9 protein-coding genes are annotated in these 10,833 nt (G+C 41.4%); 5 read left to right on the forward strand and 4 right to left on the reverse strand.

Translation table 11 applies throughout. The features are described from left to right. Positions 1-65 precede the first annotated feature (65 nt). On the forward strand, positions 66-947 hold the full coding sequence (locus tag AC1DPZ_RS15595; RefSeq protein WP_477404973.1) for an AraC family transcriptional regulator: 882 nt from the start codon (positions 66-68) through the stop codon (positions 945-947). A 43-nt stretch (positions 948-990) separates the two neighbouring features. On the opposite strand, the gene AC1DPZ_RS15600 is transcribed toward AC1DPZ_RS15595, so the two are convergent. Next, positions 991-1,680 (reverse strand): class I SAM-dependent methyltransferase, encoded by a 690-nt coding sequence (locus AC1DPZ_RS15600; RefSeq protein ID WP_477404975.1) that lies wholly within the window; start codon positions 1,678-1,680, stop codon positions 991-993. Positions 1,681-1,741: 61 nt separating this feature from the next. Here AC1DPZ_RS15600 and AC1DPZ_RS15605 point away from each other — a divergent pair, with 61 nt between their 5' ends. Next, entirely contained in the window at positions 1,742-2,464 is a 723-nt protein-coding gene (locus AC1DPZ_RS15605) for a DUF92 domain-containing protein (RefSeq protein ID WP_477404977.1), read from the forward strand. 98 nt (positions 2,465-2,562) lie between these two features. Next, entirely contained in the window at positions 2,563-3,333 is a 771-nt protein-coding gene (locus tag AC1DPZ_RS15610; RefSeq protein ID WP_477404979.1) for a M90 family metallopeptidase, read from the forward strand. 4 nt (positions 3,334-3,337) lie between these two features. On the opposite strand, the gene AC1DPZ_RS15615 is transcribed toward AC1DPZ_RS15610, so the two are convergent. Further along, on the reverse strand, positions 3,338-4,159 hold the full coding sequence (locus AC1DPZ_RS15615; protein WP_477404981.1) for an MBL fold metallo-hydrolase: 822 nt from the start codon (positions 4,157-4,159) through the stop codon (positions 3,338-3,340). Positions 4,160-4,319: 160 nt separating this feature from the next. Here AC1DPZ_RS15615 and AC1DPZ_RS15620 point away from each other — a divergent pair, with 160 nt between their 5' ends. Beyond that, positions 4,320-4,973 (forward strand): YceH family protein, encoded by a 654-nt coding sequence (locus tag AC1DPZ_RS15620; protein WP_477404983.1) that lies wholly within the window; start codon positions 4,320-4,322, stop codon positions 4,971-4,973. Positions 4,974-5,070: 97 nt separating this feature from the next. Here the strand turns inward: AC1DPZ_RS15620 and AC1DPZ_RS15625 are convergent, their stop codons facing one another. After that, on the reverse strand, positions 5,071-9,363 hold the full coding sequence (locus AC1DPZ_RS15625; protein WP_477404985.1) for a hybrid sensor histidine kinase/response regulator: 4,293 nt from the start codon (positions 9,361-9,363) through the stop codon (positions 5,071-5,073). Between the two features lie 261 nt (positions 9,364-9,624). Between AC1DPZ_RS15625 and AC1DPZ_RS15630 the strand changes: the two genes are divergently transcribed. Then, entirely contained in the window at positions 9,625-9,849 is a 225-nt protein-coding gene (locus AC1DPZ_RS15630; RefSeq protein ID WP_477404987.1) for a VF530 family protein, read from the forward strand. On the opposite strand, the gene AC1DPZ_RS15635 is transcribed toward AC1DPZ_RS15630, so the two are convergent. Then, on the reverse strand, positions 9,846-10,833 hold a 988-nt coding region (locus AC1DPZ_RS15635), incomplete at its 5' end, for a DEAD/DEAH box helicase (RefSeq protein ID WP_477404989.1). The genes AC1DPZ_RS15630 and AC1DPZ_RS15635 overlap by 4 nt on opposite strands.

Below are 10,833 nucleotides of genomic sequence, written 5' to 3' on the forward strand. Positions count from 1 at the left end.
TTCCAAATGAAGGTTTTACAGTTTACTATTCCTGTTGCTCACGATAAAAGTGTAATTGCTTCCAAATGAAGGTTTTACAGTTTACTATTCCTGTTGCTCACGATAAAAGTGTAATTGCCGATCAGTTTAGCCTGCCTTATTTTTATCCCTACCTGCACAGGCACAAAGAAACACAGTTAACCTGGATTCAGCAGGGCGAAGGCACACTCATTGCCGGTAATAACATGCATCCTTTTGGGCCCGGCGATGTGTTTTTATTAGGGGCCAACCTGCCACATTTATTTAAAAGTAACCCGGAGTATTTTGAAAATGAAACAGAAGGCGCTATAAGTGCATTAAGCATCTTCTTTAACCCTGATGGAATACTTGCTCCTCTTTTTGATCTGCCCGAAATGCGTGCTTATAAGCTTTTTCTTAATCAGCACCAGCAGGGTTTTAAAGTGCCCAATGCCGATATTGATAAAATAGTAGCTAAGCTTACCGGCCTGAGAGATACCAATGGCGGCGACCAATTGGTGCAGTTTATTCAATTAATGAAAGAGTTAAGTGGGATAAGCGAGCAATTGCAACCGCTTTCATCCTATGGAAATTTGCCGGGTATTACCGATAGCGAGGGGATACGGATAGGCAATATATACAACTACATTATACAAAATTATACGCAGGCAATTACGTTGGATAATGTGGCCAAAGCGGCGTTTATGACATCCGAATCCTTTTGCCGCTATTTTAAAAAGCACACCGGCAATACTTTTATAACCTTTTTAAACGAGGTGCGCGTTAATGAAGCCTGCAAAATGCTTACAGCTAATAAATCAGATAGCATAGCATCGGTGGCTTATAAATGCGGGTTTAAAAGCATCACCAATTTTAATCGGGTATTCCGGTCGGTAACAGGCAATTCGCCAAGGGAGTATATGGAAAATTATAATGAGAAAATCAGTTAATAGTCCTGGTAATTTTTAAAAGTCTCCCCCTTCAGGGGGAGATTTAGAGGGGGCTTAGCCTCACCAAATACTGCTGATACTCATCTTCCAACAAAACTTCCATTTCAAACCCGGCTTCTTTGGCTATAGTGGCCAATGTTTTTTCATCAACATAAAGCCATGGGAACCAGTCGGTTTTTGCCCGGCTATATTGATACTGGTAGCTGAGCTCGCCGTAGTATTTACCGGTATCGGGAAGGTTCCCTTCGTACAGGTAAGCAATATCCGACGAATCGAATAATAGCTGCCCGCCCTTATTAAGCAGGCTTTTTACATGCGCTAAAAATACTTTAAGGTTTGTTAGTGTTCCTGTAAGGCCTATTCCGTTCATCAGTAATAGCAGGGTATCGTATTTGCGGTCCTTATATTCAAATATATCAGCAGTGATCACTTTTTTTACGCCACGGGCCTGCATCACAGCGGCAGCGAGGGCCGAGATCTCCAGGGCGGTTACATCAAAGCCGCGTTCCTGCAGCAACAGGGCGTGGCTGCCTGCGCCTGCGCCAATGTCAAGTACTTCACCCCGGCACTCATTAATTGCAAGCCATTCAATATCGGGCATATCGTCCTCATCACGGAAGTAAATTTCTATCGGCATTTCTTCCTTTGGGCCATACTGGTTATTGATCCATAATTTGTGCGGCGGATTTTTGTGATAATGATTGTGTATGGCCTGACCTAAAATATCTTTCATGCTGTGGCAAAAGTATGAATTGAACGCTTAATTACCGGCACAATAAATACCTTTGGTTATTATGTTCACAAGTAATACCTTACTGGCCCTTATCATTGTTGCAGGCATATCTTACAGTGTTACAGCAAAAAAGCTAACTTTTATTGCCGCGTTAACCGGGGGATTAGTAGCTTATTTTGTTTTTACAGGTGCCGGTTTTACCGGTATTGCCATGATGACCATCTTTTTTATTTTAGGATCCGCGGCTACATCGTGGCAACAAAATAAAAAACAAGCTTTTATTATTGCCGAAGAACGTAAAAGCGGCAGAGCAACCGGGCAGGTGCTGGCCAATGCGGGTGTAGCGGGTATAATTGGATTATTGGTGCTGCTATATCCTCAGCTCACTCATTTACTGGTGCTAATGATGGCTGCCAGCTTTGCCTCAGCAACGGCCGATACGCTGTCATCAGAATTGGGTACGGTTTATGGTAAGCGTTTCTACAATATTATTACCCTGAAGGCTGATGAACGGGGACTCGATGGTGTGATTAGTTTAGAAGGAACATTGATAGGGATAGCAGGAAGTTGTTTGATAGCGGTAATTTATGCCGTTGGCTTTGGATGGAGTTTAAACATGATCTGGATTGTTATTGCCGGAACAACAGGGAATTTAAGCGATTCGGTAATGGGGGCATTGCTGGAGCGAAAACATTATATGAGCAACAATGCAGTAAATTTTTTAAATACTTTGATAGCTGCTTTGGTTATGCTGTTGCTTACTTATATGGAGTCTATTAATTAATTTAAATAAATTGATTAAATAAGATTGAAAATCAATCTATTAGCTTTAAGCTTTGTGCATTCTGCTTTTAGCTTCTACATAATACTGATATTTACCATATGGCTTTTATTTTAATCGGCTTTATTGTTTTTGCCCTGGTTGCTTATTTCTTTTTAAAGAGCAATAAGGCAAAAACAGCCTCGCTTAATGCAGGTTACAGATCCATCCTGGCGCAGCACATTCAATTTTATCAGCAATTGGATGAAGGTGGCAAACAAATATTTGAACAGAAAATAAATACATTTCTTAACGGGATTACTATTGAAGGTGTAGGTACTATAGTTGATGATACCGATAGGGTGATGATAGCTTCAAGCGCGGTGATCCCCATCTTTGGGTTTAAGGATTGGGAGTACAGGAATTTAACTAACGTAATATTATACCCGGATACTTTTGATAGTGAGTTTCAGTTTGAAGGCGAAAACCGCAGTATACTGGGTATGGTAGGTACAGGATATATGAATGGCCAGATGATTTTGTCGCGGGCTGCTTTAACCAAAGGTTTTTCCAGGTGGGCAGGGAAGGAGAATACAGCCATTCATGAGTTTGTGCACCTGCTGGATAAAAGTGACGGAGCAACCAATGGTGTACCCGAATATTTGCTGGCGCATGAATATGTACTGCCCTGGCTTAAAATGATTCACCAGGAGATTCGTAAAATAGAAGAGGGCGAATCGGATATTAATCCTTATGCCATTACCAACGAAGCGGAGTTTTTTGCTGTAGTGGCCGAATATTTTTTCCAAAAGCCAGATGAATTGAAGCTCAGGCATCCAGAACTATATGAAATGCTGAGCACTATATTTAAGCAGGATAGGGCAACAGAATAATTTTTTACAGCGAATTAAAGCCCAAATTCAATTGACCGGCTATTTCTAAGGTATTACCGGCATGGCCAATATAATAAACGGGAGTTTCCTCATACCTTGATGCAACTACTATTTTGATCCCGTCGGCGCAGTTGGTAAACAGGTCTTCTACCAATTTAGGGTCGTTATTGTTTTTAGATAGGTGGGATAATAGCAAATGCGTCATGTGGGCCGGTCGGTGGGTCATGAACAATGCCAGTGCCTGTTTATTGCTCAGGTGGCCTTTGCCGCCGCGGATCCGTCTTTTCAGGTGATAAGGGTATCCGCCATGCTCCAACATATCCTCGTCATAATTAGCTTCCAAAAATGYGGCATGGCACTGGCTAAAATAGCGGATCAGTTGATCGCATACAATCCCCAGGTCGGTAAATACACCCACCTTAATATCGCGGCAGCTGATGATAAAACTATGGGGTTCGGTAGCGTCATGTATTTTGGGGAAAGATGTTATTTCCAGTTCACCAATAGTTACCGTTTCAAATTCGCGCAGGTGATGAACCAGTTGCAGGTTTACGCTATTGCCCAAATGAAGTAATGTACCAGGTGTAATATACACCGGCAGGTTAAACTTTTTAGCTAATACAGGTATACCGCGAATATGATCAGAATGTTCATGGGATACAAAAATGGCTTTTACTTTGCTCATGGAAAGTCCAAGCCTGGCCATGCGTTTTTCAGTTTCACGGCATGATATGCCGGCATCAACCAATACAGCCTCCCGCTCGTTCCCTACATAATAGCAATTGCCATTACTACCCGAATTTAGTGATGTTATAAATAAAGACATGTTTTTAAGCCAAAAGCTGAAGGCCGAAAGCTAAAAGCTACCCTTCAATCCTATTATACAAAGTAACGGATTTGCACTATATTATTAACTGTTGTATGGCCACACTTTTAAAAATAAGCGACATTTTTTTGCGGTTATAAAAAGCTGCTTATATTTAGCCATGGATTCACCACAAACTTTACCCATACTTGACGCGGCCGAACTGCGCGTGCTTGGCTCACTGATGGAAAAAAGCAAAACCACACCGGATTATTACCCAATGACCCTCAATGGTTTAACTGCTGCCTGTAACCAAAAAACATCGCGCAAGCCAGTTGTAAACTATGATGAGAGTACTGTTACAGAGGCGCTGAACACGCTAAAAAGGCGCGGACTGATATCGACCGCAACCGGGGGATCTATCCGTAATATTAAATACAAACACAATTTTGCAATAGTCTTCCCCGTGATACCGGCCGAGGTGGCTTTAATTTGCCTGCTGATATTGCGCGGCCCGCAAACACCGGGTGAATTGAATACCAATTCGGGCAGGTTATATGAGTTTGAATCCATTGAGGAAGTGCAGGAAATGCTGGAGAAACTGGCAGACCCGGCTATGCCCTATATCGTACAACTCCCTAAACGCCCCGGACAAAAAGAGCAGCGCTATGCACATTTGTTAGCCGGTATACCCGAAATAAGCGATGATGATGAAATGGAAGAAACAGGCGGCCGATCATCCGGTGGCCTTGAAGCCCGCGTTGCCAAATTAGAACAGGACCTGGCCGAAATGAAAGAGGCCTTTGATAAATTGATGAAGGAATTGATGGGGTAGAAGTACTGGTAATTTTCAACTGCCGCCAGGTTTTATCATTTGCCGCGAGCTTGCAGCGTTATATTCACGAGTTACGTACACTAATCTCGCGGGAATATTATTTGCTTATACCCACCAATCTCATCATCTTATGCGCCGCTTTTAAAACCGCTATTAAACCTTCCGGTTTCATGGGTTTGGCAATGTAATCGTCCATTCCTTCGCTAATGCACTGGTCACGGTCATCGGGGCCCGCGTTTGCGGTCATGGCTATAATGAAGGGTTGTAGTTTACGGTTGCTCCTGCGGATAGAGCGGGTTGCTTCAAAGCCATCCATTTCGGGCATCTGGATGTCCATTAATATTACGTTAAAATCCTGTTCATCTAATTTTTGTAATACTTCAAGACCGGTCTCGGCCAGTGCAAATTCGTACCCCAGCTTGTTTAGCATGCGGCTGATGAGTTTTTGATTTACCAGGTTATCTTCGGCAACCAGGATATTGAGCGGGAATTCACCTGCAAATTTTTCATCAAGCAGTTTTACAGCTTTAGTTTCTGTTTCGGGGGGATTTCTATCACCTTTCAACTCGGCCTGGATGCTTTTACCGAGTTGATTTTGTTTAACCGGCTTGGTTAATATTGCCGAGAACAGCCCCGGATATTTTGTTTTTGAACCATCGCCAACAGAGCTTAGCATAATAATGGGCAGTTGCGCATATTGGGCTTTAACAGCAGTTGCAAAAACAACACCATCCATCCCGGGCATTTCCATATCGGTAATGATAAGATTGTAATCTTTATCATTAGCCAGTAATACAAGGCCATCGGCTGCCGACGAGGCGGTTATAGTAATCAGCCCCCATTGCTCTAACTGGGTTTTAAGGATAAAAAGGTTGGTTTTGTTATCATCAACAATCAATACCTTTTTGCCTTCCAATATGGCAGTATCAAATACCAGCGGTATATATTTAGATTGCTTTTGACTTACCGCCACGTTAATAGTAAACGCAAATACCGATCCTTCACCGTAAACACTTTCTACCCAAATATCACCTCCCATTAGTTTTACCAAACGCTGGCAGATAACCAAACCCAAGCCAGTGCCGCCATATTTACGCGTGGTAGATGAATCGGCCTGCCAAAATGCGTTGAACAAGTTCGATATCTTTTTTTCATGGATGCCTATTCCGGTATCCATCACACTAAAACCTATCTCGATATCACTGTTACTATGGGTTTTTGAAAGGAAAACCTTTATAAATACTTCGCCCTGTTGCGTAAACTTCAGGGCATTGCTGATTAAATTGCTAATCACCTGTTTAAGGCGAAGGCTGTCACCAATAACCTGGTTGGGCAGGGCAGGATCTATTTGGTAAACCAGCTCAAGGCCTTGTTGCGATGCTTTAGGCGAAAACAAGTCGAGCACATCTTCAATACAATGGCGCAGGTCGAAATCCTCTTTCTCCATATCCATTTTGCCCGATTCTATCTTCGAAAAATCAAGAATATCATTGATAACGTTAACCAAACTGTCACCGCATGATATAATCGTATCTGTGTATTCGCGTTGTTCGTGGTTAAGCCCGGTTTCACTTAAAAGTGAAGCCATGCCAATTACGCCATTCATAGGCGTACGTATCTCATGACTCATGGTGGCCAGGAATACGCTTTTGGCCTGGTTAGCTTTGTCGGCCTCTTCGCGGGCCTCCTTTTCCTGAGCCATGTGAAGTTCAAGCTCTTCTGATTGTGATAGCAGCTCCTCGTTCAGGGCCTGTAACTCCTCAGATTGTGCCTGCAGTTCGGAATTTAGAACCTGCAGATCATCCGACTGTTTTTTTAATGCTTCCGACTGGTATAAAACCTCGGCAGTACGTTCAGAAACTTGTTTTTCTAATAAACGCTTTTGTTTTTCTATGCTGTTTACTTTCCACCGGTAAAGGTTATAAATTAAAGCAAGGACAAACAATGCTGTGGCCGAAATAAACCACCAGGTAAGCCAGAAAGGAGGTAAAACGGTAAGATTTAAACTAAGTTCGTGCTTTGACCATTTGCCATCGCTGTTACGACTTTTTACCTTGAATTTATAGTCGCCAGCCGGTAAATTGGTATACGTGGCAGTATTTTTTGTGCCCACATAGTTCCAGTTGTTATCGAAGTTTTCTAACTGGTATGCATATTCTTTTTTATTAGCCTGGGCAAAATCCAGTGATACAAACTCAAAAGAAATAACCGATTGCTCATGGGTTAAAGTAATTGATTTTGTTTCAGTAATATCCCTTTTTAATGGTGAGGGATCATCATCGGTTTGGGCTACAGGAACAGTATTATTAAATATCTGGAAATCGGTTAACCGCAGCGGAGGATCATAAACGGTTTGGGTTATCCTATCAGGATCAAACATGTTGAATCCGTTAACTCCGCCGAAATATAAAGTGCCATCATGACTTTTTACAGCGGAGTGGGGTTTAAACTCATCGGCCTGCAAACCATCATCAGTAGTAAAATTCCTGAACCTTCTTGTCCGCGGGTTGAATCTTGACAGACCATTGTTGCCGCTTATCCAAAGGTTGTTGTTATTATCTTCCCTTATGGCATAAGCATAATCATTAGGCAAGCCATCCCTGGCTTTATAAACGGTAAATTTGTTTGTTTTGGGATCAAAACGGTTTAAACCATTATAAGTGCATATCCATATGTTCCCCGAATGATCCTCGAACAGATCAAGAGCAGAATTGTTGCTCAAGCTGTTTTTTGATGCATCATATTTAAAAGTTTTAAATGTATTGCTTGTTGCATTAAAAAGGTTTAAGCCGCCATCATTGGTGCCAACCCAAAGGTTACCTCTCGAGTCGCCTAAAAGCGAATTAATATTATCGCTGCTGAGGCTGTGAGGATCGCTTGCATTATGCCTGTAATGAATAAAACTATTTGTTTTAGGATCAAATAAATCAAGCCCTTGTCCAAGCGTGCCAATCCATATTTTATGATCAAGGGTGGTTGTTATAGCATATACGTTGTCGCCGCCTAAGCTGGTAGAGTCGTTTTCATTGTGTTTGTATGTTTTGAATTTACGGGTTTGCAGATTCATTACGCTTACACCATCGCTCCAGGTACCTATCCATAAATTATTTTTGTCATCTTCTTTTAAGGCCAGGTTATTATTGCCCCCTATACTCGTTTTATCCCGGGCATCAAAACGATAAACTTTAAATGTTCCTGTTTTTATATCAAACAGGTTTAGTCCGCCGCCATCAGTGCCAACCCAAATATTATGGTTTTTATCTTCGGTAATACTTAGTACAAAATTATTGGATAAGCTGTTGGGCCGTGAGCTGTGTTTAAATTGGGTAAAATTTTCATTTGTCTTTTTATAAAAGCTGATACCTGATGCAAAGGTACTTAGCCACATATTGCCAAACTTATCTTTCAATATCACATCAACAGAGTTGCTGGGGATACTGCTATTATCTATATCGTCCTGGGTGTGGTTACTGAATTTGCCTTCGGTAAAATTAAAAATGCTAAGTCCGCCGTTTTCAGTACCTATCCATAAATTATGGTTACTGTCTTCGCTGATGCATTGTACCCCGTTATAGGGTAACGAATTGGCGTTATTGGCAATATTTTTAAAATGTTTAAAAGTTAGCGTATTGGCATCATATAAGTTTAATCCGTTCCCGGTGCCAACCCATAGCCGGTGGCTGCTATCCTCAAAAATGCTGGTTATTCTGTCGGAAGATATGGTTCTGTCGTCGTTTTCATCATATTTAAAACTGGTAAAACTTTTGGTTTTAGGATTAAAAAGATTTAGGCCAGACGCGGTACCTATCCATATATTTTTTTTATCATCTACATAAATAACCCTCGCGTGATCGTCGCTCAGGCTTTGTGGATCATCCTTGTTGTACTTGTAGTGAACAAATTTGTTTTGGCTGATGATATACTCATCAACACCATCCTTTAAAGTAGCTATCCATAAATTGCCATCCTTATCCAGGGCAACATTTACAGTGAAATTGTTTGAAAGGCTGTTTGGTAGTTTGTCGTTGTGCAGATAACGGTAAAAGCGGTTCTTTTGGCGATCGTATTTATTAATACCGCCGCTGGTGGCTATCCAGATATCGCCATTTTTATCCTCAACAATATGGTTTACAGAATTGTTGCTGATGCTGGTATTATCATTGATATTGTTTCTGAAAATCTTAAACTTAGTGCCATCGTAGCGGTTTAAACCGTCGCGCGTACCTACCCATATAAAGCCGCGGCTACCCTGGATMATGGAATTGACGTTAAGTTCTGAAAGGTTCTCCTTGCTGCCGATGTGCTGAAAATGAATAGGCTGATCCTGGGCAATTGCTAATAATGATATAGCTTGAAAAAATAAAACCAGGTAAAACTTATATCCACTCATTGATATCAGGATGTTTATTAAATGGGGTATATTGTGTATGCAACTTTGACGTTGGAAATTAAGTAATTATTTGGTATTGCCGGTCAAATATATTTAAAMGGGGATAGATAAATTTAGTTATGCTTTAGCGAAGGTTAAATTAATAAAATACCTTGTAATTTTACACTATGTTTCCCGGAAACGAACTCAAAATCCCATGCTCTTTTAACACTTTGGCTACTTAAGGTGAAAAGATGTAAAACATATTTATTTACTTTGCATATGCCGCAACAAGTAAATAACCCGCTTCATGGAAAAACTTTAGAAACGATACTGAACGAACTGGTTGCCCGTTTTGGTTGGGCCGAACTTGGTTACCAGATAAGGATCAATTGCTTCCTGGATGATCCCAGCATATCATCAAGCCTTAAATTTTTGCGCAAAACACCCTGGGCCCGCAAAAAAGTTGAAGACATGTATATACACTACTTTACCAAAAAAAATTAGTGCTTGCGCTTGTTGTTCATTTTAGCCTTTTGGCCCGAACTAAAGTTGTAAGTTTTTGAGTTAGCCGCTTTTTTCTCGTGAAAGGCCGCGCCTGCTATAGGAGTATCGGGGTTCGACTTAGGCGCTTTCTCTTCCTTTTTAACTTTTATATCTTTTTCAATTATTAATTCTTCGGGCACCTCTGCAAGGGATATTTTTTTACCAATGGCCTGTTCAATCTTTTTAACCTGGCTAAGTTCAAGATCGGTAGCAAAGGTTAGCGCCATGGTTTCGTTTTCACTACCCGGTAAATGGTCAGTTATGCGCTCAATGAAGATCTCTTTTTCTGCCGGCAGGTCAAAATGGATCAGGAAGGGGATATCTGTAAGGTTAATGGTTTCTTCATTTTCATTAGCTACCAACAGTACCCTTGAACCTTCGTCGGCCTTAAAGTCTTCAATGCTTTTAAAACCCGGGCTATCAAAAAATTGTGGGTTTAAATAGGCAACGGCACTACGTAGACGGGTTTGGAGGCTTTTATAAACTTTATCTGCTGTGGCACGGGTATTTACAAACACAACGGTTTTGGTAAATAACTCCTCATCGTACATAAACAAATTAAGCAGGTTTAGTTTGGTGCCAAAGTTTGGTACGTTATATAATAACTGCGGGTGTGTTTCTAACGGTTTTTCTGCCAATGCTTCAACTTCGATGATGGCAGGCTCATGCATAAAAGGCGCCAACATTTTTTCCAGTTTGCTGTGCATTACCTCGGTAAATACCAGTTTCTGGCTTTTGCCAATGCTGTTAGCCAGTTCAATTACAGGTAATTGCATGCCTTTTTTAATCATCTCGTCGGCATCATCAACTACAAAAAGAACAACCTTATTAAGGTTAAGGGCAAGTTTGAGGTAAATGGCTCTTGCCCTGTCGGGAGTGGCAACAACAATATCGGCGCCATCGGCCAACGCATCCATTTGCGCTTCTATGCCCGGCGCTACATAC

This window comes from Mucilaginibacter sp. P4_G9 (genome assembly GCF_056400985.1).

What these genes read in the sequence shown, in the direction of transcription:
- AC1DPZ_RS15595 (WP_477404973.1), top strand. Translation starts at nt 66, where the DNA reads ATGAAGGTTTTACAGTTTACTATTCCTGTTGCTCACGATAAAAGTGTA.
- AC1DPZ_RS15600 (WP_477404975.1), bottom strand. Translation starts at nt 1,680, where the DNA reads ATGAAAGATATTTTAGGTCAGGCCATACACAATCATTATCACAAAAAT.
- AC1DPZ_RS15605 (WP_477404977.1), top strand. Translation starts at nt 1,742, where the DNA reads ATGTTCACAAGTAATACCTTACTGGCCCTTATCATTGTTGCAGGCATA.
- AC1DPZ_RS15610 (WP_477404979.1), top strand. Translation starts at nt 2,563, where the DNA reads ATGGCTTTTATTTTAATCGGCTTTATTGTTTTTGCCCTGGTTGCTTAT.
- AC1DPZ_RS15620 (WP_477404983.1), top strand. Translation starts at nt 4,320, where the DNA reads ATGGATTCACCACAAACTTTACCCATACTTGACGCGGCCGAACTGCGC.
- AC1DPZ_RS15630 (WP_477404987.1), top strand. Translation starts at nt 9,625, where the DNA reads ATGCCGCAACAAGTAAATAACCCGCTTCATGGAAAAACTTTAGAAACG.